The organism is Geothrix fuzhouensis, assembly GCF_024609325.1.
GTDB classification, from domain to species: domain Bacteria; phylum Acidobacteriota; class Holophagae; order Holophagales; family Holophagaceae; genus Geothrix; species Geothrix fuzhouensis.
Genome location: NZ_JANHMQ010000003.1, coordinates 29,256 through 55,575, shown reverse-complemented (window position 1 = coordinate 55,575; position 26,320 = coordinate 29,256). Strand labels below are relative to the sequence as shown.

Below are 26,320 nucleotides of genomic sequence, written 5' to 3'. Positions count from 1 at the left end.
GTGAACGTTCTCATCATCAATGCCCACCTGGCCTATCCCGGATGGTCCGAGGGCAAGCTGAACCTCGCCTTCATGGACCAGGCGAAGGCGTTCTTCCTGGCGCGCGGACATCAGGTCGCCGAGACCTTCATCGAGCGCGGCTATGACCCGGAAGAAGAGGTGGGCAAGCATGTGGCCGCCGACCTGGTCATCCTCCAGACGCCGGTGAACTGGTTCTCCGCGCCGTGGATCTACAAAAAGTACGTGGATGAGGTCTTCAACGCAGGCCTGACCACCAAGGCCCTGCTCGAAGGCGATGGCCGCACGCGCCAGGATCCGAGCCGGCAGTACGGGACCGGCGGCCTCATGCAAGGGCGGGCCTTCATGATCTCCGCCACCTGGAATGCCCCAAGAGAAGCCTTCGACAACCCCAACGGCGTGCTGTATGGCGGCAAGGGAACGGCCGACCTGTTCCTCCACATCACCTCGAACTACAGATTCATGGGGTTCGACATTCTCCCGGACTACGGGGTGTTCGACATCTTCAAGGCGCCGGACATCCCGCGTGCCCTCGAGGACTACCAGCGGCACCTGCAGGAACACTGCCTCGGAGAAGGTTCATGACGAGGCAGCGATCCCTCCCGCAGATCCCCAAGAGCCACCCAGCGGAGGTTTGATGGCGTGCCTGCCACGTGGAAACGTCCATTAACTCCGTCGCCAGTTTGAGGAATCACGAACCAGAGAGAGGCGCCGATGGTCCTGTCTGAAACCGCCCACCGGAACCACGACCGCTGGTTCCCGGGCCACACGTCCACCCTGAAGGTCACCGATCCGGAGTTCATCGAGCTGTTCGACACCTTCGCTTTCGACGAGGCGGATTCCCAGGTTCACCTGGACGACCGGACCCGCCTGATGGTCATCCTGGCGGCCCTGATCGCGAGCCAGGCGCTCGGAGAGTACAAGGTCATGCTCCGGGCCGCCCTGACCGTGGGCGTCACGCCGGTCGAGTTGAAGGAGCTCGTCTACCAGGCGGTGCCTTATTGCGGCATCGCCGTTGTCTTCGACTTCCTCCACGCCACCAACGAGCTCCTGACGGACGCCGGGGTGAAGCTGCCGCTGGAGGGCCAGTCCTCGACCACGCCCGCGACCCGGGTCGAGCGGGGACTGGCGATCCAGAAGGCGATCTTCGGCGAGGCGATCGACCGCATGCGCGAGGCCTCGCCGGCCGACCAGCTGCACATCCAGGACCACCTGTCTGGCAACTGCTTCGGGGACTACTACACCCGGACGGGCCTGGACCTGCGCCAGCGCGAGCTGCTCACGTTCTCGATGCTGCTCGCGCTGCGGGGCTGTGAAGCCCAGGTGAAGGGGCACGTCCGGGGCAACCTCCAGGTCGGCAACGACCGGGCCACCCTGCTGAGTGTCATCACGCAGCTGCTGCCCTACCTCGGCTATCCGAGGACCCTCAATGCCCTGCAGGCCCTGAATGAGGTCCTGCCCGCCTCCGAGTAGGCACGGGTCGGCCCTGAACGTGGAGCAGCCCGTGAACCGGCTCGCCGGACTGGCCTGAAAGGAGACAATGGCTCATGGCCCGCATCTCGACGCCACCCCTCCCCCCAGGTCCCGAACCGGAACCCCTTCGGCCCGACCTGGCCCGGCTCGCGGATCTGCTGCTGGCCCACGCTCCCTATGACGGCACCTTCGAGCTGCGGCTTCCGGGCGTCCACGTCTCCCGGGCCTCGCGCGCCCACAAGGACTTCCACCATGCCGTGCAGCGGCCGGCGCTCTGCCTGGTGGCCCAGGGCGCGAAGCGGGTACTGCTGGGCCCGGAGCTCTACGAGTACGACGCCTCGCGGGTGCTGGTCTATTCCGTGGATGTGCCCGTGTCCGCCCAGGTCACCCAGGCCAGCCTGGAGGCGCCCTACCTCGGCGTCCGCATCGACCTGGATCCGGCGCGGATCGCCGACCTGACGGCCAAAGTCTACCCCCTTGGCCTGCCCCGCCGGGGCGAGGGGCGCGCCATCTGCGTGGACCAGCTGGACGCGCCGGTGATCAACGCGGTGGTCCGGCTCCTGGAGTTGGCCTCCCGGCCGGACGAGGCGGAGCTCCTGGCGCCCCTGGTCCTTGACGAGATCCTCATCCGGCTCCTGCGAAGTCCGCTGGGCCCGCGGGTGGCGCTGATCGGCCAGGAGGAGAGCCAGCTCCACCGGGTGGCCAAGGCCGTGTCCTGGGTCCGCACCCACTTCGACCAGCCGCTGGATGTGGAGCGCCTGGCCACGCTGGTGCACATGAGCCCCTCCTCCTTCCACCAGCACTTCAAGGCCGTCACCGCCATGAGCCCCCTGCAGTACCAGAAGGCCATCCGCCTCCAGGAGGCGCGGCGCCTCATGCTGCTCACCCGCCTCGACGCCGGAACCGCCGGCCGCCGTGTCGGCTACCAGAGCCCCTCGCAGTTCGCCCGGGAATACGGGCGGTACTTCGGCAGCGCGCCGACCAAGGACGTGGCGCGGTTGCGGGAGGAGGCGGGATCGGCTCGGCCCGTTCCTGCGGAGTGACCGGCTAGCCACTTGGCCAGAAGGTGGCGGCTTCAGGTTTCCCGTCGCCCTTGGCACGGACAATCATGGAATGCCAAATTCAGACGGCCTCGATCCGCTCCCGGTGGCGGGCCATGCCTCCGACAAGCGCCAGACCGGTGCTTGGGCCCATCCGTCTTGACCTGGTGCTGTTTCAGAATGATCGACGAACGGGGCTTGCTCTAGAATCGTATTCATAAATACAAGAAAAAGAACGTGTTATTTAGTGGTCCGAAAGATGCTTTGTTGCCAGGGCCACCGCTTTGGTGCGCCCTGTTGTGGTCTAGGCAGGTAGACAACCCCTGTGGTCGAGGCCTCCTGAACGGGAGCCCCATCTGAAAGGAACACATCATGTTGTGGACCATCGCCGTCATCCTTGTCGTCCTCTGGGTCCTGGGGCTCGTGACCGCCTACACCATGGGCGGGCTCATTCACGTGCTGCTGGTGCTCGCCGTCATTGCCATCATCGTCCAGGTCATTCAGGGACGACGGTTGCTCTAGGTCAGCCATGTCCCATCCGCCCAAACCCGGCGGCACAGGACGGGGTGCGACCGGCCTGTGGTCTGCGGTCATAAGGTCCGCGGGGCGGCTATTGGTCTGGTTGGAAGGCCAGCCACCGGTGGTCATGTTCATCCTGCTGGCCTTGGTCGTCCTGATCACGGCCGCCGGTTTGTATTCTTCCAGTCTGACCCAGAAACGGGCCGCGCTCGCCGGGCAGGTCGAGGCCATGGTCGCCGAGGGCCAGGCGGGCGGCGGGGTGGGGTCGCTCAAGGACAACCTGCCCGTGGTCGTTGGCCCCAGCTCGCTGCTGAGCTTTCTGGAAACCAACCCGGTCGAGCGGGTCAATGTGATCTATAAGCCACTGACGTGGGATGTCTCCGAGCGCATGGTCCTGATCGAATCGCGCGGCAAGTATTACGCGTACTACCCGAGCGACCTGGAGACCAAGATCTTCACCGACAAGGCCGTCACCGCGCCCTGGGGTGGCAAGCTGGTCTTCATCCCGCGCAGCGAGCTCAGCGCCGGCGACCTCAGATTGATCGAGCGCCTGGACGTGCGCTTTTCCGGGGCCCGTCCGCGGTCCGAGAAATACGCCTGGCTGACCGTCGCCAGTGGCCTGTTGTCGGGGGTGCTGGTACTGGGCATGCTGGGGTTCGTCTACCTGCAGCTCAAGGGCCACTTCAAGGCGCTCAAATTCATCGAGCCATCGCAGGTGCATGGCTCCATCGACGACCTGGTCGGCATGGACGACATCAAGGCCGAAGTGGCCCAGATCAAGGACCAATACGAGCGCCGGGCGGAGTATGCCGAGTACGGCATCGTGAAGCCCTTCAATGTGATGTTCAGTGGTCCGGCAGGTACCGGGAAGACCAAGCTGGCCAGCTACCTGGCCAAGGAGCTTCGACTGCCGATCCTGTTCCACTCCGCGGCCAACCTGGAGACCGGCCTCGTCGCCGGGGGGTCGAACACGCTGACTCGCATCCTGGCGCAGGCGACGAAGCGCAAGCGCTGCATCGTCTTCCTGGACGAGGCCCAGGATCTTTTCATGAAGCGCGGGGGGCGCCGCAAATTCGACGACGATACCTCGAACACCTTCCTGTCTGTGCTGGACGGTGTGCAAAGCAAAAACGGAGCCGAGATCATCTGGATCGTAGCCAGCAACTTCAGTAGCGAAACCATGCCGATGGATGAAGCCATGCTGCGCCGCTTCCAGATGAAGGTGGACTTTCGCATGCCAAACCAGGAAGAGCGCCTGGCGATCATCACCCACTACCTGGGGCGACGCGCCGACAAGGTGCTGCCGGACCTGGACCTTCGCCACCTGGTCGCCGTGACCGAGGGCCGCAGCCCCGCGGACCTGGAGACCATCGTCAATCAAGCCGGCATCACCGCGGTGCAAGCGGGCAGCATGATCGGGGAAGACACCCTGATGCAGGCCGCCGAGCGGGTGCTTGTGGGCAACGTCAATATCGAAACCACCCTGGAACGCCAGCGCGACCGCCGCATCATCGCCACCCATGAGTGGGGTCACTTCCTGGTGGACCTCGACCACGAACGCAAGCTGACCCACGACAACTGGGAGCAGATGCTGGCCGAGGTGAAGACCATCAAGATTTCGCTCAAGGCCAACCCCCGCACCAACGCGCTGGGGTTCGTCTTCCACAAGCAGGGGGTCAACCTGCTCAAGACCAAGGGCGACATCGAACATGAGGTGCACGTGCTCCTGGGCGGCATGGCCAACGAGGAGCTGTTCTTCGGCGAGGAGGGCACCACCAACGGCGCCCACAACGACATCACCCGCGTGACGAAGCTGCTTCACCACGCCGTGGGTGAGATGGGCATGTACCGCAAGACCCGCCTCAATTTTGGCGCGCTCAGTCAGAACCGATCCGAGGGCACCCCTGACCTGGACGAGGAAACCCGCAGCATCATGGAAGGGCAGAGCGAGCGCCTGTATGGCGAAACGAAGGCCATCCTGGCCGGGCTCATGCCCCTGACCGAGCACCTGGTTGGCAAGCTGCTGGAAAAGCATGAGATGACTCTGGGTGAGGCGCTGCTCGAAATCCGCACCTTCGAATCAAGCTGAGGCCGCATCAGGGTCGGCATGGAGCGGTCCATCAGCGAAGGTGATTCGGGTGCCCCTCTCCGAGAGCCCCCGTGGGGGTCAGGGTGGGCGGCCACCTCTTCGGCGAGATCCATATCCGATGACCAGGGCGCCTGTAGCACCGGCTCGTACAATAGACGAAGGACTCGGTCCGGGTCATTCTGACGCGCTCAATCATGGAAACGAGTCGGCAAGACTCACTTGCTGTCGATAACCCCTGTGCAATCAGGTGGCACGGTCCTTGAACTACCGACCTCGGAGTAGACAGCCGAACGCGACTCACGGCGTTCGACTCCCGCCTCTCCAAATCCATCCATCACCATCTGCCCTGGGAGCACCCCATGATCCGGACACCGCGCACGGCCTTCACCCTCGCCCTCAGCTTGCTCAGCACGGGTTTCGCCATGGCCCAGATGTCCGGCGGCGGCATGACGGGAGGGAGCACGAAACCCACGTCGATGAGTGGCCAGATGGCCTCCCAGATGATGGGCGGTCAGATGATGAAGGCCGAGATGATGCGCGGGATGGTCGGCACGATGAACCAGATGCACCAGATGATGGAGAAGATGGCTGGCACCATGGAGCGTAGCCAGGGTAGGGACCCGAAAACGATGGCCGAGATGTCCAGGATGATGGACGCCATGGCCGGAATGATGAAGACCATGGCGGCTCGGATGCGGGACGGCCGGATGGATGCGGCCCTGCTGAAGACCACGAACGAGCGACTGGAGGCCATGGGCAAATCCCTGGCCGCCATGGAACCCAAGCCCAGTGTCAAATCCTGAACGTTCACCTGTCCTGGACGAACGCCAAGCGCATCCGTGTAGGAGCACCTCGTGAACGACTGCTGTGAACCCAGTGTCAAGGCCCGCAAGCGGGCACTTTGGCGGACCGTCTGGATCGTGGGCGGCGTGATCGCCCTGGTGCTGGCCTCGACTTGTCTTTCAGCGCAGGACCCCGCGCTTTACCTGGAGGGTGGCGTCGGCCACAAACAAGGCGATTTCGGAACGTCCACCTTGAGCAAGCTGAACTTGGCCTACGGCACAGTCGGTTATGCCTCCTCCACCTTCGACCTGAATGTGACGGTTCCCGTGCTCCACCTCACCGCCCAGGGCGGCGGGGTGGATGCCTCCGCTTCGGGCGTGGGAGACGTCCTGCTCCGGGGCGTGCATCGCTTCATCCCTGAGACGGCCACCGGCTATGCGCTGGATGGCGGACTGGCCTTGAAGCTTCCCACGGCGAACAGCGACAAGGGACTGGGAACGGGCAAAGCCGATGTGGGAGGATTTCTGGCGATCCACCAGCGCTGGGATCGGATCCAGCTGAATCTGCTCGGGGGGTGGATCCAGAGTGGGTCTGCGAGTGGAACCAGCACCCCGGCGACCCGCGACGGAATCTATACCGCCGGCGTTGGGCTCTCCTACTACACGAGTACCGCGAAATTCTCCCTCGGATACGAGGCCCGGGGGGCGCTTTACGAGGGTACCCAGGCTCCGAGAGACCTCTCGCTGGATGTATTCAAGATGCTCAGCCCCAAGCTGGCGATGAAAGCATCCCTCATTGCCGGGCTCACGGATGGATCCCCGAAAACCAGCGTGGGCCTTGGCTTCGTGTACTGGCCGTGAATCTCCCCATTCCACCTCGACAACTGTTCCATGGGAGGTAGTGCTCTGAGGTCTCTCTGGCCCGCATTGGCTGCCGCCCTTGTGCTCATGCTGCAATTATCGGGGGCCTTGTCTCCGGTCGAGCTGCTCGTTCGCGATGCCATGCTCAGGAACCTTCCCTCCAGGCCCGCTTCCAAAGTCGCGGTGGTGCTCATTGATGAAGAGGCCATCCGGTTGGCGGGCCGTTGGCCCTGGGACCGGGCTCAGCTTGCGCGATTGGTGGATCAAGTGTTTTCCGCTGGAGCGAAGGGCATTGCGGTGGATCTCTTGTTCCCCGAGGCGCGAGAGGGAGACGACCTTCTGGCGCAGGCGTTGAAGAAAGGGCCCTCCGTGATCGCAACGGGCCTGGACGAGACGGGCCATTGGCTGTCACCGAATCGCGTCCTGGGCGCCACGGCGACGGGGCATGTGAGCTTTGATCTGGATCGGGATGGCGTGGTCAGGAGGTTCGCCTCCATGAAGCAACTGGGCGACAGGGTGCTGCCCGCGATGCCCGTGGCGGCAGCGCGGCTCGCGGATGCCAGGCTTCCCATCCCGGTGGGCCTGATGCTTCGGCCCGGATTCCAGACACGGCCGATCCCGCAGATCAGCGCTGCAGCCGTCCTTGAATCTCATGGAACAGAGATCCTTCAGGGCCGAATCGTCTTCATCGGCACCAGTGCCGCGGGCGTGGGTGACCGGTTTGTCTCTCCCATCTCCCAGGGCGGGTCACCGGAGCCCGGTGTCATGGTGGAGGCGATCTCAGCCGAGGCCATCCTGTCGAAGGATCTGCTTCACCTGGCCTCTCCACTCGCCAATGCCTTGCTGGCCTTGGCCCTGGGCTGGCTGGGAACCTTCATGCTGGCCCGCCCCGGTCGCACGATTCCCCTGCTGGCCCCTGGCGTCATCCTGGCGCCGCTCCTGATTGCTGTGCTATCGCTCCGATTCCTCCATCTGGAGTGGGCCCCCGTGACGATCCTGATGGCGCTGGCTCTTGTCGGGGCCTTGATGGGATTCCTCAGATCCCGCCGCACCCAGCTGGCCATGGGCAACGCCCAGACACGCATTGCCGAGTTGGAAGGGCTTCAAGAGAGCCTCTCCGAGATCCGGAAACAGGATGCGGAAGCCCGCCGCGTGGTGGCCCACGAACTTAAGACACCCCTGACTTCCGTGAAAGGGTTGGCCCAGCTTTTGGCTCAGTTCGACCTCTCCGCCCCCGAACGGAACCGGGTGGCCCAGATGGTGGTGTCAGAGACCTCCCGCCTCGCAGAGATGGTGGATGCCCTGCTCGATCTGGAGCGGCTGCGCCTGAGAGTCTTCGCGCGGGATGCCAGGCCGTTGGAGCTATCGTCCATCTGCACCGAGCGGGCTGCTCTCCTGCGGGCTGGCACCAGGCGCGAGATTTTCACGGAGATCCAGCCCGACCTGCACGTTCTGGGGGACAAGGGTCTTCTGGAAAGGGTCATCGAAAACCTGGTGGCCAACGCCCTCAAATTCTCCCCGGATGAAACACCGATTCTGATCCGCTTGAAGGCAGATGAGCATTCCGCGTGTCTGGACGTCGAAGACCAGGGACCAGGCATTCCCGCTCAGGAACGGCAGAAGATCTTCGGGCGTTTTGCCCGTGGAAGCACCCAGGGTCTTGCGCCGGGCCTTGGCCTGGGGCTGGCTTTGGTGGCAGAAGTGGTCAACTGGCACGGTGGGACCGTGGAAGCTGATGAAAGAGCCGGGGGTGGTAGTGTTTTTCGGATTCGGCTTCCGTTGAACTTGTCCCGAAAAGCCGAATGAGGCTGGCATGAAACACATTCTCGTCGTGGATGACGACCTGGCGATTCGAGAGATGGTCGCCATGGCCTTGGAGAAGAGTGGGTACCGGGTGGAACGGGCCGACGGCTACGCCGCCGCCCGTGCGGCACTCCGCAAGTTCCGGCCGGATCTCATCCTCAGTGATATCTACATGCCCGGGGGGAACGGCCTGGATCTGCTGAAGGAAGTCCGGGAACAAGCGGATCCGCCTCCCCTGATCCTGATGACGGCCAAGGGCAGCATCGAATCGGCCGCGGAGGCGATGAAGGACGGTGTGTTCGACTACCTGGCGAAGCCCTTCGACCTTGAGGTCATGCTGGAGCGGGTACGGGCCGCACTCAAGGAACAGCCTTCCGTCCTGCCCGGCGCTGAGGACGGACCTGGAAGCATGATCGTCGGCTCCCATCCCAGCATTGTGGAGGTCTACAAGTCCATCGGGCGGGTGGCCCCCATGAAAGTGCCGGTGCTGATCTATGGCGAAACCGGAACGGGCAAGGAGCTCGTGGCCCAGGGGCTCCACCGGTTCGGTCCCCACCCGAACGGGCCCTTTGTTCCCGTTCATTGCGGGGCCATCCCCGACACGCTGATCGAAAGTGAACTGTTCGGCCATCGGCGAGGGGCCTATACCGATGCCAAGACAGACCGGCGCGGTGCCCTGGCTCAGGCGAATGGCGGCACAGTCTTCCTGGATGAGATCGGGGAGATCTCTCCGACGTTTCAGGTCAAGCTCCTCCGGTTCCTGGAGGACGGGCTGGTCCTGCCCCTCGGCGCGGAGAAGCCAGAGTCTGTGGACGTTCGGGTGGTCGCCGCAACCCATCGGGACCTGAAAGCCATGGTCGCTTCGGGGACGTTCAGGCAGGATCTCTACTACCGCCTGGCCGGTTACGAAATTTCCATCCCGGCTTTGCAGGACCGCATCTCCGACCTCCCGACCTTGGTCACCCATTTCCAGCAGCGCTTCCATCGCGAACTCGGCCAGCCAGAGTCGGGGCCTGCGACGAAGGACGTGCTTGCCCTTCTGGCGGCGCACCCGTGGCCAGGGAATATCCGGGAACTTGGGCATGTGATCCGGCGGATGATCATCGAGACCGGGGCGCTTGAAGATGCGGTGGTGCTCCGGAAGATCCTGGGGGCCGTGACCTCAGTGGAGCCACATGGGTCCCCCGCGATGTTCACTCACATGAGCTTCCAGGAGCCCTTCGTCTCCCTGGAAGAGATGGAGCGGACCTACATCCTTTCGGTGCTGACTCACACCAAGGGCAATAAGACCGAAGCCGCCCGGATCCTGGGCATCGAGCGCAAGACCCTTTCCCGCAAGCTCAGGCGGACTGAAGGTGACGCTATGGAAGATCTTGAGGGAGGTGAATGATGATTCCCATGCTTGCCCCGCTGATGTTCACTCTGCTCCAGGTTCCAGCACCCGTGCCCGACACGCTCACCTACCGGTTCGAAGAGACCAAGCGGTCTGTCTACCGCTTGCCGGGAGGTGAGAAGGGTAAAGCGGTCAAGGTCGCCAAGGGTGATTCAGCCCGGTCCGGGGATGGGGTGACGACGGGCTGGTGGGCTCGGGCGGTGATCGCCGTCCCCGAACGCATGTCGCGATTCGAGGTGTATGCGAACACCCAGGTCAAGCTCGCGGGCGGAGAACCCGGCGTTCTGCTCGTCGTCGAGAAGGGGCGGATCAAGGCCTTCTTCCAGGCCCTCGTCGCTGGCAACCGGCAGGAGCGGCAGGTCGCAGTTCCGGGTGCCCTCCTGGCCGTGCGCGGGACCCGGTACGGGGTCGAAGTGGGCAAGGAAGGGAAGTCCACGCTGGTCGTCTTCGAGGGGGTGGTGGAAGTCCTTCCCAAGGCTGTCCATGCGGAGCCGGTCCGGGTCAAGGCCGGTGAATGGGCTAGGTTCGGACCCGACCTGCTGCCTCAGATCCAGCCCATCTCCATGCGAGGCTTCGACGAGAAGGCCTGGACCCAGGGGATGCTCCCGGATGGAACCATGGGTCCTGGGGCCATGTCACCCGGGTCCATGCCGAAGGGGATGCCTTCCGGATCCGGGCCCATGCATCACTGATCCTCGGTATCCAGAGGTGCAATCAAAATAGGTATTTATAATAATATAACCATTTTGGAACAAAAGAATCTTTCAGAACATCCAATGCCTGAACAGCATCCTTGGGTACCACCCTGCGGTGCGTCCTGCCTGAGGAGACTCATCATGAGACACCCTGCATTCATAACCAGGCTGCTCGCTTCCTCTCTTCTTGTCGTCTTGTCGACTGGAGGGGCATTTCTTCGAGCGGAGGAGAAGGTGGATGCCAAGGCTCCTCACGCGATCCACATTGATGTTCCGATCACTTTGAAGAAGGCCCACGTGGTCTTCAATCTGGACCACCTGGCCTTCAGCGGAGACATGCCGGTCGGCATGAAATACATGGGTTTGTTGGCCAAGCGGTTCAAGGAACTCCATACGGAAGGGGACATCATCGGGCTTTTTCATGGAGATGCTGCCTACCTGATCCTCAATGACCAGGCGTACAACGGTTACCGGCAAGTCAATACGGGCAACCCCTACAAGGGACTTGTGCTGGAGCTGCAGAAGCAGGGGGTCCAGATCGAGGAGTGCGCCGTTTCCATGAAAGCCCACAACTGGGGCAACGAGGATCTTTTGCCAGGCGTGAAGGTGAATACGGGGGCCGTGGGGCGCCTCATCGATCTCGTACAACAGGGCTACGTCCAGATCCAACCCTGACCCGCATTTCCACGTTGCTTCCAGGCTTCCCGTGCCCAGGTCGAATGGGTTCAAAGTCGATCTTGCCAGCTGCTGCGAGGGCAACCTGCATGTTCCCCATCCATCTGAACCTTGGTTTCAAAGTCTTCTATTTCTACGAAGGATTCTATTTCCTGCTCAGCATCCTGGGGGGCTCTTGGCTGGTCAGCCTCCGGTTAAGGAAGGCAAGGCTCAGTCCCCAACTCTTCCTGGACAACCTCATATGGATTCTTGTGGGGGCCATCCTTGGGGCCAGGATTTCTCATTTTCTGTTTTGGGACTTCAAGGCCATCCCTGCTGATCCTTTGAGCTTCTTCAGGTTCTGGGAGGGGGGTTTATCGATCACGGGGGGCATCGCAGGCGGAGTCCTGGCGGCCTTCATTCGCTTCAAAAAGGAGCGGGTGGATTTCTGGCACTACTTCGCCGTGGCCAGTCCAGCGGTGCTCATCGGTCAGGCCCTTGGACGGGTTGGCTGTTTCTTGAATGGGGATGCCTGGGGCACCCCTACCAGCTTGCCCTGGGGAATATCCCTGCCCAGATTCGGGGTCACCCTTCCAAGCTTTGTGGCCAACCACCAGGTCGATAGCGAGGCCTGGATCTGGAGTGTCGCCAAAGGCTTCACCGACCCTTCAGCATTGCGCACCGTCCCGCTTCACCCCGTCCAGCTTTACGAAGCTCTTGGAGACCTGGCACTGGCGGGTCTGGTCATCCTCTTGATGCGTACTCTGACCGCCAAGAATGGCCCTTGGTCGAGGGTGTTCTGGCTCCATCTTGGTGGCTATTCCTTCCTTCGGTTTGGTCTTGAATTTCTCCACGGTGATCGGGATGTCACCGTCTGGGCTGGGATGACCGCGCTTCAGCTGGGGCTGATCGCGTTCGGAATGGTGAGCGGTGCGATGTATGCAAGAGCGATGGATCACACCGGGGCTCATCGCCCATGAGTCGCCTCGGTGCGCTGCCACCCGCTGAAGGTGGGACCAAGGGGCCAGGTGGGCTTCCAGCACCGGGACAATCTGACCCGAAGCGGTGGAATGTTCGGGTCAGATTGCCCCAGCCATTGGCGTAACCCGTTTAGATACAGTTGGCACGCCTCTTGAACTGTCCTTGATTGACGTACCAGGGCTGGCCTTCACGGCATCCAAGAGATGCGTTCCCCATTCGACCCAGGAGGAAGACATGTTGCTTCGAAACAGGACCCGGTTGGCCGCAGGAGCACTTCTCCTGGTCGGCGGTTTCGGCTTGATGGGTTGTGGCGGCGGAAGTTCCTCATCCGCCTCATCCGGGACGTCTTCTCCTGCCCCGACGCCCACGGCCACAACCATCCAGGTGAGCCTGGGTGATGCTCCGGCGGATTGGATCATGGCCTTCGGAATGACCGTGAACTCGATCTCGCTCATGAATTCCAATGGGACTTCGGTGAATGTGGTGCCCACGTCCACCCCGATGGAAATGATGCAGTTGATGGCCACTGTGCAGCCGGTCTCGGCCATGAAGGTGCCCCAGGGGACCTACACCCAGGCCACGGTCACGGTTGCATCCGTGTCCATGGGCTACATGGATCCTGTCTCGCACAGCTACACCCAGAAGACGATGGCGGGCCCATTCACGGCCACGGTGCCGTTCAGTCCTTCCATGACCGTGGGGACCTCGCCCATGGCCCTGAACTTCGACATGAACATGGCCTCTTCGGTGTCCATTGATGGCCTCGGGAACGTCACCTTCAGCCCGGTCATGACGGCCGCCATGGGGTCCGTGTCCGGCACCGCGCTCAACCCCTTCCAGGGCGGCGTGCAGCACATGGTGGGCAGCGTCACCAGCCAGTCCAGTTCCCAATTCACCATGAGTTCGCTGATGGGGATGCAGACCTCCACCTTCACGACCAACAGCAGCACTCAGTTCCCCAGCTCGGGCATGACCAGCATGGGGATGATGGGCAGCGGCATGATGGTGGCGGTGGATGCCATGATGCAGGCGGATGGCTCGTACCTGGCCCAGCGGGTTGAGTACATGGGCACAGGATCGACGGGCATGATGGGCGGCGGCCTGGTCTCCTCGATCACCGGGAATCCCCCGACCCAACTCACGCTGGTCACCAACAGCGGCATGGGCAGCGGCATGATGGCCTCTTCCATCGCTGGGACGATCACCGTCTCGCTGCCGTCCTCGGTCCCCTACAACATCGATTCGGATGGGGTTGATCTCACGGGGCTTTCCTTCGCGCCCACCTTCGATGCCACCCATCTGGTGAAGGGCCAGAAGGTGGAAGTGGTGAGCGGCAGCGGCATGATGGCGGGTGGCATGATGGGCGGCCTTGGGACCGTGACGGCCAGCCAGGTGCGCCTTGAACAGCAGGGCCTCCACGGCTCCGTGTCGGCCTACACTTCCAGCGGTTCCCAGGCCTCCTTTACCCTGACCCTGCCGACCGATTCGGCCTTCACCACCCTCACGGGCGCCGCCTCCATCCAGGTCTACCAGCAGGCGGGGACCGACCTTCGCGGACTCACGACCGTCTCGAATGGAACCAACATCCAGACCCGTGGCCTGCTCTTCTATGACGCCGGAACCTACAAACTCGTCGCAACGGTCATTGAACCGGGTGCCGCCGTGACCGTGGCACCTCCAGTCGCAGGTTCCACGGCCATGCAGGTGGGCCTGGGCGACGCGCCCGCTGACTGGATCATGGCCTTCGGGAACACCGTCAACTCGATCCTACTCACGAAGACCGATGGCAGCACCGTGAACGTGATGCCCACGGCCGCGCCGGTGGAGATGATGCAGACCATGGGCACGATGCAGCCGATCTCCGCCCTGAACGTGCCCCAGGGCTCCTACACTCAGGCCGCCATCACCCTTTCAGGGGTGTCCATGGGTTACGTGGACCCAACGACTCACACCTATACGCAGAAGACGATGGCCGGGCCCTTCACGGCGATGGTTCCCTTCAGCCCGACGCTGACCGTGGGAACCTCGCCCATGGCCCTGAACTTCGACATGAACATGGCCTCATCGGTTTCCATCGATGCTTCCGGCAACGTCGCCTTCACGCCCACCCTGACGGCCATGACCTCTGCCGTGGCGGCGAACGGGGCGAATCCCTGGCAAGGGGGCATGCAGCAGCAGGTGGGTCTGGTGTCCAGCATGGCCGGGCCGCAGTTCACGATGGGGTCCATGATGGGCGTCCAGGCGACGACCTTCACCACGACCAGCGCCACCCAGTTCCCCAGTGCCGGCCTGACCGGGATGGGCATGCTGAGCACCGGCATGATGGTGGCCGTGGATGCGACGCTTCAGGCTGATGGTTCCTACCTAGCGCAGCGCGTGGAATACATGGGCACGGACTCGACCGGCATGATGGGGAGTGGCCTCGTCACTTCCATCACCGGGAATCCCCCGACCCAGCTGACTCTGGTGGCCAATGGCGGCATGGGCGGCGGCATGATGGCGTCCTCCATCGGCGGCACCATCACCGTCGCCCTGCCTGCTTCCGTTCCCTACAGCTACGATGCGGATGACGTCGACCTCACCAACCTGCCCTTCACCCCCGCCTTCGGCCCCACCAGCCTCGTCAAGGGCCAGAAGCTCGCAGTGGTCAGCACCAGCAGCATGATGGGCGGCGGCATGATGAGTGGTGGTTCCGGCCTCGGCACCCTCACCGCCAGCCAAGTCCGCCTTGAACAGCAGGGACTCCACGGCGTGGTGTCGGCCTACGCCGCCAGCGGCTCCCAGGCGACCTTCACCCTGACCCTGCCTTCCGATTCGGCGTTTGCCTCCTTCGCCGGGACCACCACCATCCAGGTCTACCAGCAGGCGGGGACTCAGCTGCAGGGCCTCGGAGCCATCACCAACGGCAGCGATGTCCAGGTCCGAGGATTGCTGTTCTATGACGCCGGCACCTACAAGCTCGTTTCAAGTTGGGTGACCGTCCACTGACGGCAGTCCTCAAGGGATGGTTCGGCCCCATTCGCCAGGACTGGCGAATGGGGCCGGCGCCCAGGATGGGCCCGAGTCAGCCTGCCAGCCCTTCTGCGATTTCGACTCCCGCCTTTCTTATTTCCACCACAAAATAAGGCCCCGATTGGGAGGCACTTGGCGTGTCGCTGCTGGGCACGGCGCTGATCCTCCGGGCAGGACATCAAGTCCTGCCCGGAGGGCGCCTACCTGCCCGCAGCGGCAATTCCACCAAAGAAAAACCCCCGCGGGCGGGGGCTTTTCTTTGGTGGAGGTGGTGGGACTCGAACCCACGTCCAAGACATGCCGGATGGCGGCTCTTCCACAGGCTTGGTCCGCTCTTGAAACCTCCCGGCGGGGAACGGACGAGCCGCTCGGGACGTGTGCCCCCTTATCTCGGCCGCTGTCAGGGGGCGTCGCGGCGGCCTATCTGGTACCTCCGTCCGGCAGGCCGAAGCCACCCTTTCGGAGGTTTAACGAGCTCGGTACCCAGAGATCCCGAGGACTCGCTCGGAGCCTAGGTTGCCCTAGGCAGCGAGAGCCAGTTCGAAGTTATCGTTGGCAGTTTGATTTGGGCGGCTTGATAAGGGGGCCAGCCGTCCAACCCCCGCCTGCACCGAACACCTGGATCACGACCTGTCGAAACCGGTCACCCCCATGCGTCGAGCGGCTTCTTCTTCCCCCCCTCGAAGGTTCAGTTGAAGCGGATCCTGAGTATGAGGACTCCTCCCCGGATCCACAAGGGACGGGAGTTACTTCCCCTGCTTCCGCCGCGCGGTGATGGTCTCCCCACCGATGCCCCAGTTGTCCAGGTCCACCTCGTCGATGGTCACCACGGTGGTCTGGGGATTCTTGCCCAACACGTCCACCAGGAGCTGGGTGGCGCCTTGGATGAGCCGGGCCTTCTGTTCGGCGGTGGCGCCCTCACGGGTGATGCGGATGTTCACGTAGGGCATGGCGACCTCCCGGGGGAAGCATAGACGGATTCAGAGGGGCCTGAGGGCCTTGCGTTGCAGGACGGCACGGCTGCCGGCATCGGCGAAACGCCAGGGGCGGGCCTGGTCCTCCGGGGTGGCGAAAGCGATGCCTAGGCGGGGGCCTGCGAGGATGCCCGTGGGCGGCGTCCCGGGCCGCAGCTCGAGCCCTCCTGGGGTCATCAAATTGTGGCCTGTGAACGTCCGGTCCAGGCCCAGGGCCTGGGCCACCTTGCCGGGGCCCGCGCAGAGCTGGGGTGTGAGCTTCGCGGTCTTCCGTCGTTGCAGCACGGTATCGAGCCCTGCCACGACCTCGGCGCCTCGGATGAGCACGGCGGACGCTTCACCTCCGGGCCCCGTCACCACGTTCAGCATCCAGTGCATGCCATAACAGAAGTAGAGGTAGGCGTGCCCCGGCGGCCCCCACATGGGCGCGTTGCGGGTCGTGCGTTGGTGCCGTGCGTGGCTCGCACTGTCCTCCGGGCCGCCGTAGGCCTCGACCTCCGTGATGCGGAGGACGACCTCCCCGCACGTCAGCTCCATGCCCAGCAGGGCCTGGGCGACGAGGTCTGCGGGGCCTTCGAGGTTCATCACTGCATCAGCTTCCGGGCCCGGAGGAAGACCTCCAGCTCCGTGGCGGCGGCGGCATCCAGGGCCCGCTCGGGCAGGAGCACGGCTCGGGAGGGGGCTGTGCGGAAGATCCAGAAGCCGCTCTGGCGCTGGATCTTAGCGAAGTCGGCCCAAGGCAGGCCGCCTTCGCTGGCTTCGGTGCGGAGGGTGAGCCCCTCGTCGTCGAAGACCACCTCCACTGGGGTGTAGGCATCGACGCCGCGCCGGCGCCGAGCCAGGCGCAGGACGGCTTCCGGCAGCAGCGAGAAGAGCAGGCCGTTCAGGATCAGGAACACGCCCGGCACCCGCTGCGGCCCCGTGGCGAGGCTGTAGGCGCCCAGCAGCACCAGCCCCACGCCCGCGCCCACGGATACCTGGTACCAGATGCGCTTGAAGCTCCGCGCGCCCCGGAGGGCCTCGTCGGCGGTGAGGGTGTAGTGGGCCGTGATGTGCATGGGCATCCCTGTGGGGTTGGGAAAAGCATTCCATCAAAACGGGCCCGCAACGCGGGCCCGCTTTTCTCAGATCGCGCAGCGATTCGAGCCTGCCTCACACTTCGTCGAAGAAGTACGGCTTCAGCACCTGGATGCGCTCCTCGAAGTCCTCGGGGTGGATGAAGCGCAGGGCGGCGGCCACGCTGGAGAGCAGGCTGTTGCCGTCCTGGGGGGTGAAGCAGAAGCCCACCACGCGGTTCTCGTTGGGCATGGTCATGGTGCTGATGGGGATCACGGTCTGGTTGAGGATGCGGCCGTAGTGGCCCTGGTCGCGGCCGAAGGAGAACACGGTGTTGGCGTCCTTCTTCTCGGTGACGGCGATGCGGTCGTTGGCCTTGATGCGAGCCTTGAGGGTCTCCAGGTCGGTGGGGCGCTTGAGGCGCAGGTCGAACCAGAGGCTGTGCATGTACTGGGTGGAGAGCTTGATGGCGCTGCTGAAGAGGTTCAGCTCCAGGCCCCGGGTCTGGAACAGGTGGTAGGCGTCGCGGGCGTGGTGGGTGCCGAACTTGCCGTCCTTGTGGGAGCCCACCTGGGGCGCGGGGCAGAAGTCCTTCACCTGGCTGATGTCGTTGGCGCGGCGCATGCAAACGAAGCTGCCTTCAAGCAGGTTGTCCTCGCCCTCGGCCAGGGCCAGGGTGTCGATGATGCAGGAGAGGTTGTGGGTGTTGCAGCTCACGACCTGCACGTACTGGCCGCTCTTCTTGAGCACGTCATCGTTGATGCCCCGCGCGTACATGGTGCCGAAGCCGAACTCGCTGCCCTGGGCGATGAAGCCCTTGGTGTTGTGCTCGTAGTGCGTGTAGAGCTTCTCCTTCATGTCCAGGCCCTTGGGGCTGCAGTCGATGACCACCGTGGCCTCGTTGAGCGCCTGGTCGTGGAGCATGGCGGGCTCGATGCCCCAGGCCTTGAAGCCTTCCAGCTTGTCGGGATCCACCACGAGCTTGGCGCCGCGGCGCAGCAGGGCCTTCACCTTGGGGCGCTCACTGACGGTGTTCTTGTGGAACGTCACGTCGTCGATGCCCAGTTCCTTCTTGTACTCCGTCAGCAGACCGATCAGCGGTTCACCGATGGTGCCCGTGCCGACCACATGGACGACATTCCTGTTGGACATGAATCCTCCTCGGGCCGGTGTCTAGGGACGCCCCGCCAGCCCAATAGGGGATTTTCCCAGGCGTCAGAAGGAAAAGCCACCCGCAAAAGCCGGGCGGGGCTGTGTTGTGACGGGTGGCGTGTCCGCCATGCAGCTCGTTGAGCTTTCTCACCCACTGAAGCGCCAGGGCCAGGGCTCCGGTTCCCAGTGCCACTTCAGCTTCTCCTCCACATCCTGGAAGGCTTGCAGCAGGGTCGGCCCAAGCATGGCGCAGCCCCGGTTACCCGGGGCTGCGCTGGGGGAAAGCGGTGCTGCTACTGCTTCAGGCTCTTGACGGACACCAGGTAGCGCATGAAGGAGACGCCATAATTGCCATCCGGCTTCTTGAGGCAGCTGACGGAAAGGATCTTGGTGCCGTCGAAGCCCAGCGTCATGTCCTTCACGACGGTCTGGGAGCCGAACTGCCGGGCGGCCGCGTTGTCGGTGATGCCCATGTGTCGCATCTTGCCCCAGGACTTGGCGGTGAGGCCCTTGGTCAGGCGGTAGATGCCGGCGTTGTAGGCCAACCGGGCTTCCTTCACGGTGTAGTCGGGGAAGTTGACGGGATCAGGGCCCCCCGGCAGCTCGTCGAGCTTGGATGCTATCTGCTCGACGCCCAGGCCCTTCAGTTCCTCGGGGGTGAGGGTGAGGCCCAGCGCCTTGGCGTCCATGTGCATCTGCCGGGCCGAAGGGAACACCACGTCGGGCGTGATGGGGGCGATGAGGGCGATGTGCTTGAAGTCCTTGCGGACGGCGAGGTACTGCAGATGGTAGAGGATATCGGCGGGCTCGGTGGCGGCAGCAGGCGGGGTGGTCGGAATCTCGTCACCACCGCAGCCCATGAATGCGGGCACGAGGAGCAGGCTTGCGAGGGGCAGCATCAGGGTACGTCGCACGAGATAACCTCCGGAACGGGATGGTCGGGATGATTGGATGTTGCAGTCTTCCCGCTGCGCTGCCAAGGGAAATTCATCACAATGGGATCATGTATCCCATCGGGTTGATCGCCTTCGGCCGCCTGCGCCTGGAACCCTGCCGGGGGCTGGAGCGCCACTACCTGGACATGCTTCGCCCCTATGCCCGGATCGAGGTGACCGAATTGGCCGAAGGCAAAGGGAGCCCAGCCCGCCAGCTGAAAGAGGAGGCCGAGCGCCTGCGCCCGAAGCTGAAGGCCGTGGCATGCCCTGTCCTGCTCACGCCGGAAGGAAAACTCCGGGATAGCGCGGCGCTGGCGAAGTGGCTGGGCGAGCACATGGATCGGGGCGAGAGCCTGGCCTTCATCCTGGGCAGCAGCCATGGCTTCGACCCGGCCCTCAAGGCCGAGGTGCGCGAGCAGCTGAGCCTGTCGCCCCTGACCTTCCCCCACGAGCTGAGCCGGGTGATGCTCCTGGAACAGCTGTACCGGGCGTTCACCATCCTGCGAGGCAAGGATTATCACAAATAATCAAGGGGGACCCGCCCGGCAGCTGCGCCGCCTCTGCGTCCCCCTTGAATCCTGGGCTTGGGTGTCGCTGATCCTCGCGACCCACCCGGTCGGGACCGTCCGGTCATTCGCCCTTTTTCCGCCTTTGCCCCAGACTGGGGAGATGGCGCACCCCATGGACCGCTACTTCGCCCCGCCGGAGGGACGGATCTTCGCCTGCTTCCCGGGCGCCGAGGACCGACCCGGCCAGCGGCGCATGGCGGAATTGGTACACAACACGGTGGTGGACGGCACGGCGCGCTTCCAGAAATGGCGCGACGGTGGCGGCGAGTCGGACGCCCGGCCCGAGGCCGTGATCCAGGCCGTGGAGGCGGGTACGGGCACCGGCAAGAGCCTGGGCTACCTGGTCCCGGCCCTGGCGGCAGGGCGCCACCCCATCCTGGTGGCCACCCGCACCAAGCAGCTCCAGCGTCAGCTCCTGGAGGAGGATGTTCCCCGGGCCGCGGGCATCCTGGGCCGCCCCGTCAAGGCCGTCCTGGCCAAGGGCCGCGCCAACTACCTCTGCCGGACCGCCTGGGAAGCCGTGTCGTCGGACGCCCACCTGGAGTTCACCCGCGCGGATCAGCAGCTCTGGCTGGCCCTCCAGCGCTGGACCCGGGAAACCCAGGATGGCGACCGCGAAGGCCTGGGGCGCTTCGGGGAGGGCGAATCGCCTCTGTGGGACAAGATCAACGCCCGCGCCGAGCGCTGCACGGGCCGCCAGTGCCCCCGCTACGAGGACTGCTTCCTCACGAAGCTGCGGGCCGAAGTGGCCGAGGCCGACCTCATCATCGTGAACCACGCGCTGCTGCTGGCGGACCGGGTGCTGCGCGAATCCGCCTTCGGCCAGGTGCTGCCGGACGCGCCGGTGCTCATCCTCGACGAGGCCCACGACCTGGAGGAGCAGCTCACGGAAAGCTGCGCCGAAGCCTGGTCCAGCCGCGCCATGAACCTGCTCTTCACGGATCTGCGCGACGCCGCCAAGGGCTCGGGCGCGGGCCTCGCGGCCCTGCTGGAGCCCTGGGAGCGGGCCTGGTCCGATATTCTGTCCTGGGTGCCGTTGGAAGGCGGCGTCCTGCCCTTGCTGGCGCCGGGTCCGCAGATGAAGGCTCTGGCGGACGCCGTGGGCACCTGGGTGGAGGCGGGCCATCCCCTGTGGATGGAGGCACGCCGCCTCGGCGCCGCCGATCCTGAGAACCCCGCCTGGATGCGCCTCGCCGAACGCGTAGGCACGGCTTTCTCCCGCATGGAGCAGATCTTCGCCCAGCCCGACGGCTGGGTGTCCACGCTCAACCGGGAAGGCCCGAACCTCGTCCACTTCAAGTCGAACCCCGTGGACGTGCGGCCCTTCTTCCACCAGCATGTGCGACGCGGCTTCGAGAGTGTGATCCTCACCAGCGCCACCTTGCGCGATGGCCGTGGCTTCAATGGCCTTGGCCTGCGGCTGGGCCTCTCGAAAGCCGAGGTGGAGGCCTCCGAGCACGTGGAAAGCCCCTTCGATTTCGAAGCCCAGGGTCTGCTCTTCGTGCCGCCGGATCTGCCCGAACGCCGCCCGGGCAGCGGCGGTGGCGTGGGCGATCCCGCTTGGATCGAAGCCTCGCTTTCGGCCATGGAACGCATGCTGCGGGCCAGCCGGGGCCGGGCTCTGCTGCTCTTCACCAGCCGCAAGATGCTGGCCGCCTTCCGGCCGCGCCTGGAGCAAGCCCTGCCGGAGATGACCTTCTTTGTGCAGGGCGATGGTTTGTCGCGCACGCAGCTGCTGGATCGCTTCCGCGCCACGCCCCAGGCCGCCCTGCTGGGCCTTGCCAGCTTCTGGCAGGGCGTGGACCTGCCCGGGGATGCCCTCAGCCTCGTGGTGGTCTCGGCGCTGCCCTTCGCGCCCCCGGACGATCCCGTACTCCAGGCCCGCATCCGCGAGGCGGATGCCCAGCGCGACGGTCTCGGCTTCATCGGCATCCAGGTGCCCCAGATGACGCTGAAGCTCAAGCAGGGCATCGGCCGCCTCATCCGCACCCGCGGCGACCGCGGCGTGGTGGCGGTGCTGGACCCACGCCTCATGCTGCCCAGCGAGGATCGCCTGGGAAAGCGCTACGCCGCCCAGGTCCGCGCCGCCCTCCCACCCTTCCCGGTGACCCGGGACTGGGAGCGGGTGGAGGCCTTTCTGCGGCAGTTGTGAGTCCAGCGTGAATCGGCAGTCTTTCCCGCGGGGTCGCCATCGGCGATCATGAGGGAGGAACCCCCAAGACTTCGTAAAACCAGGTTGGCCCAGGAGATCCTTCGGCGATCGCCGTCGAATGAGTTCAAGCCCTGGAGGACTTGGCAGGAGGCTTCATTGATCCGACACCTTCTGTTGCTGCTCGCCGTGGTGATGCCTGCCCGTGGGATCAGGGCGGCAGCTTGGGAACCCATCCCGGCCGAGGTCTGGGCCATGAAAGAGAACGCCGCACCTGGCACTTCGGGTGCAATCGTGCTCGAAGATAAGTACGGCATCGAGAAATCGAAATTGATCAGGACGTACAGGGTGAGAATCCTGGCAGACCAGGGGAGGGAGGCGGCCAGCCTGCTTCTTTTCCTGGGCGACGCTCCAAGCATCGAAGGTCGAACCTGTTATCCGGACGGCAAATCCATCGGGTTTGATAGCCTGAAGGACTTCCAAGTGAAGTCGAAGATTGAGACCAGCAGATGGGAAGCCAAACGGACCGTGGTCATCCCGCCTGGAATCAATGGTGATTGCGTGTTCGAGGCGCGTTGGGAAGAGCCTCAGCTGGGCTTCCGTTCGTCCCGCTACATTCACTATCTCGGGAGCAAGTTCCCCGTTCGAAAGGCGGTGATCGAGATTGCAAAGGATGTTCGCCGTTCCTATATGGTCATGCCCGGCAAGGGAGTCCGCTCCGAGGTGATCGATGAGGCGCGGCTCAGACGGTTTGTCCTCTCGGATCTTCTGCCGGAGCAGAACGTTCCCTTCGGACTGAAAACGGTCCTGGATCTGCCCAGAATCGTGGTGTTCGATCGGCAGGTTGTGCGTGGCCTCACGAAGGGCGCCGCAAAGGAACAGGATCCGCGAGCGCGCGCGATTCTGTTCTGGAACGAGCATGCCACGCAAGACCTGCGACCGGTCTTTGAGCGCGGGTGGCACACGGGGGATGCCTACCACGCGCTCCAGGAGGCACTCTTCAAGGATCTTCCCGCGACACCACATGCCCGTGCGAGCGCCCTCCTCATGCGCCTGAACGCCCGCATCCGAAATATCGACCAGAGCACATTCGCGGAAATGTCTGCTGACAAGGGGATTCATTCTTACAGCGATTGGCTGGATTACTGGAACATGCGGAAATCCTGGAACCTGAATGTGATCGCTGAACTGGGCGTGACCACCCGATACGGCATGCAGTCCATGTATTACTACCTACTCCGGGAATCAGGGATCAAACCATTGCTCTGCCTCGTGGCCGATCGGAACCTCCTTCTGTTCGACTACAACGTTCTGGATACAAATCAGTACTCCCACTACCTGATTGGAGTAGAGGAATCCGGCAAGGGCATTCTCTGGCTGGATCCGACCTTGCGCTTCGCATCACCAGGGCTCATCCTCCCCGAATATCAAGGGACGAACGCCGTCTTGATCGATACTGGGACCTGGAAGGCCACGCCTTATACCGTGCCAGTCCAGTCTGCGTTGGCCAATCAACAGCAGTTCCAATACCAGGTATCCCTGGACGATGAGGGGGAGTCGTTTTCGGCCACCGCGGAATTCTCCGGGCTTCCCGACTACCTCGCTCGGAATCGGCTTCGTCCTCTTGATGGTCCGGGCCAGAACCGCCTGCTGAGGGAGGATCTCGAGCATGCGAGTAAGTACCTGGCGCTCGCGAAGGCGGAAGTTCTGCATGCCCAGGACCCCTACCACAACCTGTCCTGGAGCGTGGAAGGCCGCTGCGAATTCGATTCAGCAGGGGAACGAGACGTTCGTCCATTTCCGGCCTTGCCTGAGCCGCTGGAGATGCCCAGTGCGTTTCCCGGCTTGCGTTCCGAACCCATCCTCCTTCCCTACCGGAGCACCCTGCTCGCGGTCTCGCGTTTCAAGATTCCTTCCGGGTACCGCTGCGCGTCACTCACGCCCTTGTTGCGCCAGAACCGGTTTGGTTCGGTGAATTGGCTCGCCGCACTGGAAACCCAGGGTGGTGTGAGCTCCGTGCGGGTGGTTCTGCGGTTGGACGTGACGGGGTTCTTCGAGAAGGCAGAGGCGTACGATGATCTGCGGACCTTCTGCGGTTGGATCAAGGAATCGCTGGAGAAAACGATCCGGCTGGAGCAGGTTCGATGAACCGGCTTGCCCTCTTCCTTCTTCCGCTGTCGATCAGCCTTCTCGCGAATGACCTTCGAGACCTGCCTTCATGGGTTGCCCGTGCCACCATGGCCGCTTCGGGGGACCCCGAACCCGCTGAGGCCGATGCGTGGGTTCTTCTCGATCGCACCGAATTTGCTTATGTCGGCGATGGAGAAATTCGGATCCATCGATACCGGGTTGTCAAAGTGCTGGATGATCGCGGCCTGGGAGAAGCTTCGTACTTCCTGTTTGGGTTGGGGGGTGGCAAGAGCAAGGTACGGCGGCTGAAAGGGTGGAACCTGCGGCCGGACGGGGATCTCACCCAACTGGATACCGACGCCGTGGTCACACTGGACGGCGATCTCAGTGGAGAGATCACCACGGCTGTCGCCACAGGCTTCCGGTTGCCCAGAGCCATGAAGGGCAGCATCCTGGCTTTCGAATCGCTGGAGTCCCTCCGACACCCGATGGGTCCGACTGCCGTCGCTGGGATCATGCAGAGGCACCCGGTTCGCAGATGGGAACTCGAAGCCGCCGCTTCTGGAGGATGGTTCACCGACCTCAAGAACGTGTCGATTCAGCTGGATGTCCGCCACGCAGAGCCCTGGCTCAAGAACCCCCAGGTGGTGCCAGGTCGATTCGTGAAAGCGGACGCCATCCCAGCCATCCCGAAGGATGAGGGTGCCTCATCTCATCCCCGGAATACCTTCCCATCCGTGACGATCCGGTTCCTGGATCCGGATTTTCGCGAGGGCCCTTCCACCGAGAACTGGGACAAGCTGGCCGAGTGGGTGGATCAGCAATACCAGCCCCGGTTCCAGCCATCGAAGCCAATGGACACCCGCGGCATGGAGATCCGGGAGGCCCTCAAGACCATTTCTCGCTGGATGGCGAAGGAACTCACCTACAAGCAGGTCTACCTCAGCCCGGACCGTGGCTGGTTCCCCGACCCGGGCCCCGAGGTTGTGCGTCACCGCTACGGTGACTGCAAGGATCTCACCTGCTGTCTGCTGAGCGAGGCGAAGGGTCTGGACCTTGAGGTTCATCCGGTATTGGCCCTCATCGGCCACGGGCTCATCGAAGAAGATGAGGTGCCGAGTCCCAATGTTTTCGACCATGCCATCGGCGCCATCAAGCTGGAGAAGAGTCTCGGGTTCCCGGCAGAGATAGGCACACCCCAAGGCCGATTTCTCCTGGTGGACCCGACCAGCCGCCTCACGCCACTCGGCCTATTGCCTGCCTACCTCCGGGACCAACGGGTGATGATCTGCACCTCAAGAGGCGCCGTCTGGGTGCGCATTCCGACCTCCGCCGTCGAGGTTCCCGCTGGTTGGATCTCCCTGGAGGGGGAGGTCGATACCGCCCGAAAGTGCACGGCCAAGCTGAGGGTCGTGGAGACCGGCGATCTATTCGGACTGAGGAATGGCATGCTCAAGGAGGGCGACAAAGGCATCCAGCAGCGCCTGGCGGCTGTGTTGGATCTTTCTCCTGCCGCGACGCTCGAGATCGACCGAATCGGGGACCCGCTAGACCTTTCCCAGCCCTTCACCGTGACCGCCAAGGTCGTACAGCCGGGGGCGCTCCGGCCGGAAGCCAACGGCGAGACCCTTGTCGCTTGGGGACTGCCCCCCGTACCCCAGATCATTCAAAAGGTGGGAGTGGCCCGCCGACTCCCTGTCCTGGTTCGCCTCCAGGGGAGGCTTGAGCTTCAGGCCACCTATCACCTTCCATGGGTGGTCGAACCACTGCTTCCCAGGTTGACCATCGATTCCCCGTTTCGGACCCTCAACTGGACGGCGAAGGTTCAAAGGGAAGGGCCCGCATCAAGGGTGACGTTGAGGTGCACCCAGGAACTTCGACCGGCCTTCTTCGATGACAAGGCACGGGAACAGGGGTTGGCGGAGTGGAAGAGGGATCGAGCTCAGGTTCTCCGCCTCCACCGGGATGGGGTGGCCTTGTCACACGCCGACTGAGGGCGGGCTCCCTCCCGCTACAAGGACTAGGCCGGGGGCGT

The 26,320-nt window shown here is 63.8% G+C and carries 23 protein-coding genes and 1 other RNA gene; 17 read left to right on the top strand and 7 right to left on the bottom strand.

Going from position 1 to position 26,320, the window contains the following annotated elements; translation table 11 throughout:
- The 12 genes from NOV74_RS11680 to lgt all read left to right on the top strand — a co-directional run bounded on the left by NOV74_RS11680 (window position 1) and on the right by lgt (window position 12,307).
- Entirely contained in the window at window positions 1–603 is a 603-nt protein-coding gene (locus tag NOV74_RS11680; RefSeq protein WP_257312594.1) for an NAD(P)H-dependent oxidoreductase, read from the top strand.
- 129 nt (window positions 604–732) lie between these two features.
- Entirely contained in the window at window positions 733–1,491 is a 759-nt protein-coding gene (locus NOV74_RS11675) for a carboxymuconolactone decarboxylase family protein (protein WP_257312591.1), read from the top strand.
- Window positions 1,492–1,565: 74 nt separating this feature from the next.
- Window positions 1,566–2,534 carry an AraC family transcriptional regulator gene (locus tag NOV74_RS11670; protein WP_257312589.1) on the top strand — a complete coding sequence of 323 codons (969 nt, stop codon included), beginning with the start codon at window positions 1,566–1,568 and terminating at the stop codon, window positions 2,532–2,534.
- A 369-nt stretch (window positions 2,535–2,903) separates the two neighbouring features.
- Window positions 2,904–3,053, top strand: coding sequence for a lmo0937 family membrane protein (locus NOV74_RS11665; RefSeq protein ID WP_257312587.1), 150 nt, complete (start codon window positions 2,904–2,906; stop codon window positions 3,051–3,053).
- A gap of 7 nt (window positions 3,054–3,060) precedes the next feature.
- Window positions 3,061–5,139, top strand: coding sequence for an AAA family ATPase (locus NOV74_RS11660; protein WP_371748443.1), 2,079 nt, complete (start codon window positions 3,061–3,063; stop codon window positions 5,137–5,139).
- Window positions 5,140–5,498: 359 nt separating this feature from the next.
- The gene (locus NOV74_RS11655; RefSeq protein ID WP_257312583.1) at window positions 5,499–5,942 is read left to right on the top strand and encodes a hypothetical protein; all 444 of its coding nucleotides are present in this window, start codon (window positions 5,499–5,501) and stop codon (window positions 5,940–5,942) included.
- A gap of 51 nt (window positions 5,943–5,993) precedes the next feature.
- Window positions 5,994–6,782 (top strand): hypothetical protein, encoded by a 789-nt coding sequence (locus NOV74_RS11650; RefSeq protein ID WP_257312580.1) that lies wholly within the window; start codon window positions 5,994–5,996, stop codon window positions 6,780–6,782.
- A gap of 30 nt (window positions 6,783–6,812) precedes the next feature.
- The gene (locus NOV74_RS11645) at window positions 6,813–8,588 is read left to right on the top strand and encodes a CHASE2 domain-containing protein (RefSeq protein ID WP_306672466.1); all 1,776 of its coding nucleotides are present in this window, start codon (window positions 6,813–6,815) and stop codon (window positions 8,586–8,588) included.
- Window positions 8,589–8,595: 7 nt separating this feature from the next.
- Window positions 8,596–9,975, top strand: coding sequence for a sigma-54-dependent transcriptional regulator (locus NOV74_RS11640; protein WP_257312573.1), 1,380 nt, complete (start codon window positions 8,596–8,598; stop codon window positions 9,973–9,975).
- The gene (locus tag NOV74_RS11635; RefSeq protein ID WP_257312570.1) at window positions 9,975–10,670 is read left to right on the top strand and encodes a FecR family protein; all 696 of its coding nucleotides are present in this window, start codon (window positions 9,975–9,977) and stop codon (window positions 10,668–10,670) included. The genes NOV74_RS11640 and NOV74_RS11635 overlap by 1 nt, the downstream gene beginning before the upstream one ends.
- Before the next feature lie 237 nt (window positions 10,671–10,907).
- Window positions 10,908–11,348, top strand: coding sequence for a DsrE family protein (locus NOV74_RS11630; protein ID WP_257312568.1), 441 nt, complete (start codon window positions 10,908–10,910; stop codon window positions 11,346–11,348).
- A gap of 89 nt (window positions 11,349–11,437) precedes the next feature.
- The gene (lgt, locus tag NOV74_RS11625; RefSeq protein ID WP_257312565.1) at window positions 11,438–12,307 is read left to right on the top strand and encodes a prolipoprotein diacylglyceryl transferase; all 870 of its coding nucleotides are present in this window, start codon (window positions 11,438–11,440) and stop codon (window positions 12,305–12,307) included.
- A gap of 99 nt (window positions 12,308–12,406) precedes the next feature.
- Here lgt and NOV74_RS11620 read toward each other — a convergent pair whose 3' ends face one another.
- Window positions 12,407–12,856 carry a hypothetical protein gene (locus NOV74_RS11620; protein ID WP_257312563.1) on the bottom strand — a complete coding sequence of 150 codons (450 nt, stop codon included), beginning with the start codon at window positions 12,854–12,856 and terminating at the stop codon, window positions 12,407–12,409.
- On the opposite strand from NOV74_RS11620, the gene NOV74_RS11615 reads away from it, so the two are divergent.
- Complete coding sequence (locus NOV74_RS11615; RefSeq protein ID WP_257312560.1) at window positions 12,828–15,296, top strand: DUF5666 domain-containing protein; 2,469 nt, start codon at window positions 12,828–12,830, stop codon at window positions 15,294–15,296. The two genes, NOV74_RS11620 and NOV74_RS11615, sit on opposite strands and share 29 nt — an antisense overlap.
- 284 nt (window positions 15,297–15,580) lie before the next feature.
- On the opposite strand, the gene ssrA is transcribed toward NOV74_RS11615, so the two are convergent.
- From ssrA to NOV74_RS11585, 6 genes are all read right to left on the bottom strand, one after another.
- Window positions 15,581–15,971, bottom strand: a transfer-messenger RNA (tmRNA) gene (ssrA, locus tag NOV74_RS11610).
- A gap of 95 nt (window positions 15,972–16,066) precedes the next feature.
- On the bottom strand, window positions 16,067–16,270 hold the full coding sequence (locus NOV74_RS11605) for a tautomerase family protein (protein WP_257312557.1): 204 nt from the start codon (window positions 16,268–16,270) through the stop codon (window positions 16,067–16,069).
- 30 nt (window positions 16,271–16,300) lie between these two features.
- Complete coding sequence (locus NOV74_RS11600) at window positions 16,301–16,879, bottom strand: DNA-3-methyladenine glycosylase (RefSeq protein WP_257312554.1); 579 nt, start codon at window positions 16,877–16,879, stop codon at window positions 16,301–16,303.
- Window positions 16,879–17,352: a YcxB family protein gene (locus NOV74_RS11595; RefSeq protein ID WP_257312551.1), complete on the bottom strand. Its 474-nt coding sequence runs from the start codon at window positions 17,350–17,352 to the stop codon at window positions 16,879–16,881. The genes NOV74_RS11600 and NOV74_RS11595 overlap by 1 nt, the downstream gene beginning before the upstream one ends.
- Window positions 17,353–17,446: 94 nt before the next feature.
- Window positions 17,447–18,502 (bottom strand): hypothetical protein, encoded by a 1,056-nt coding sequence (locus NOV74_RS11590; protein ID WP_257312549.1) that lies wholly within the window; start codon window positions 18,500–18,502, stop codon window positions 17,447–17,449.
- 293 nt (window positions 18,503–18,795) lie between these two features.
- Complete coding sequence (locus NOV74_RS11585; protein ID WP_257312547.1) at window positions 18,796–19,416, bottom strand: hypothetical protein; 621 nt, start codon at window positions 19,414–19,416, stop codon at window positions 18,796–18,798.
- Window positions 19,417–19,505: 89 nt separating this feature from the next.
- Here NOV74_RS11585 and NOV74_RS11580 point away from each other — a divergent pair, with 89 nt between their 5' ends.
- The 4 genes from NOV74_RS11580 (at window position 19,506) to NOV74_RS11565 (ending at window position 26,279) form a co-directional block, all read left to right on the top strand.
- Entirely contained in the window at window positions 19,506–19,964 is a 459-nt protein-coding gene (locus NOV74_RS11580) for a 23S rRNA (pseudouridine(1915)-N(3))-methyltransferase RlmH (RefSeq protein WP_257312544.1), read from the top strand.
- Window positions 19,965–20,106: 142 nt separating this feature from the next.
- Entirely contained in the window at window positions 20,107–22,158 is a 2,052-nt protein-coding gene (locus NOV74_RS11575; RefSeq protein WP_257312542.1) for an ATP-dependent DNA helicase, read from the top strand.
- A 156-nt stretch (window positions 22,159–22,314) separates the two neighbouring features.
- Complete coding sequence (locus tag NOV74_RS11570) at window positions 22,315–24,303, top strand: hypothetical protein (protein ID WP_257312538.1); 1,989 nt, start codon at window positions 22,315–22,317, stop codon at window positions 24,301–24,303.
- Between the two features lie 209 nt (window positions 24,304–24,512).
- On the top strand, window positions 24,513–26,279 hold the full coding sequence (locus NOV74_RS11565; RefSeq protein ID WP_257312535.1) for a hypothetical protein: 1,767 nt from the start codon (window positions 24,513–24,515) through the stop codon (window positions 26,277–26,279).
- Window positions 26,280–26,320 lie beyond the last annotated feature (41 nt).

What these genes read in the sequence shown, in the direction of transcription:
- NOV74_RS11675 (WP_257312591.1), top strand. Translation starts at nt 733, where the DNA reads ATGGTCCTGTCTGAAACCGCCCACCGGAACCACGACCGCTGGTTCCCG.
- NOV74_RS11670 (WP_257312589.1), top strand. Translation starts at nt 1,566, where the DNA reads ATGGCCCGCATCTCGACGCCACCCCTCCCCCCAGGTCCCGAACCGGAA.
- NOV74_RS11665 (WP_257312587.1), top strand. Translation starts at nt 2,904, where the DNA reads ATGTTGTGGACCATCGCCGTCATCCTTGTCGTCCTCTGGGTCCTGGGG.
- NOV74_RS11660 (WP_371748443.1), top strand. Translation starts at nt 3,061, where the DNA reads ATGTCCCATCCGCCCAAACCCGGCGGCACAGGACGGGGTGCGACCGGC.
- NOV74_RS11655 (WP_257312583.1), top strand. Translation starts at nt 5,499, where the DNA reads ATGATCCGGACACCGCGCACGGCCTTCACCCTCGCCCTCAGCTTGCTC.
- NOV74_RS11645 (WP_306672466.1), top strand. Translation starts at nt 6,813, where the DNA reads ATGGGAGGTAGTGCTCTGAGGTCTCTCTGGCCCGCATTGGCTGCCGCC.
- NOV74_RS11640 (WP_257312573.1), top strand. Translation starts at nt 8,596, where the DNA reads ATGAAACACATTCTCGTCGTGGATGACGACCTGGCGATTCGAGAGATG.
- NOV74_RS11635 (WP_257312570.1), top strand. Translation starts at nt 9,975, where the DNA reads ATGATTCCCATGCTTGCCCCGCTGATGTTCACTCTGCTCCAGGTTCCA.
- lgt (WP_257312565.1), top strand. Translation starts at nt 11,438, where the DNA reads ATGTTCCCCATCCATCTGAACCTTGGTTTCAAAGTCTTCTATTTCTAC.
- NOV74_RS11615 (WP_257312560.1), top strand. Translation starts at nt 12,828, where the DNA reads ATGGCCACTGTGCAGCCGGTCTCGGCCATGAAGGTGCCCCAGGGGACC.
- NOV74_RS11620 (WP_257312563.1), bottom strand. Translation starts at nt 12,856, where the DNA reads ATGGCCGAGACCGGCTGCACAGTGGCCATCAACTGCATCATTTCCATC.
- NOV74_RS11605 (WP_257312557.1), bottom strand. Translation starts at nt 16,270, where the DNA reads ATGCCCTACGTGAACATCCGCATCACCCGTGAGGGCGCCACCGCCGAA.
- NOV74_RS11600 (WP_257312554.1), bottom strand. Translation starts at nt 16,879, where the DNA reads ATGAACCTCGAAGGCCCCGCAGACCTCGTCGCCCAGGCCCTGCTGGGC.
- NOV74_RS11595 (WP_257312551.1), bottom strand. Translation starts at nt 17,352, where the DNA reads ATGCACATCACGGCCCACTACACCCTCACCGCCGACGAGGCCCTCCGG.
- NOV74_RS11590 (WP_257312549.1), bottom strand. Translation starts at nt 18,502, where the DNA reads ATGTCCAACAGGAATGTCGTCCATGTGGTCGGCACGGGCACCATCGGT.
- NOV74_RS11580 (WP_257312544.1), top strand. Translation starts at nt 19,506, where the DNA reads ATGTATCCCATCGGGTTGATCGCCTTCGGCCGCCTGCGCCTGGAACCC.
- NOV74_RS11575 (WP_257312542.1), top strand. Translation starts at nt 20,107, where the DNA reads ATGGCGCACCCCATGGACCGCTACTTCGCCCCGCCGGAGGGACGGATC.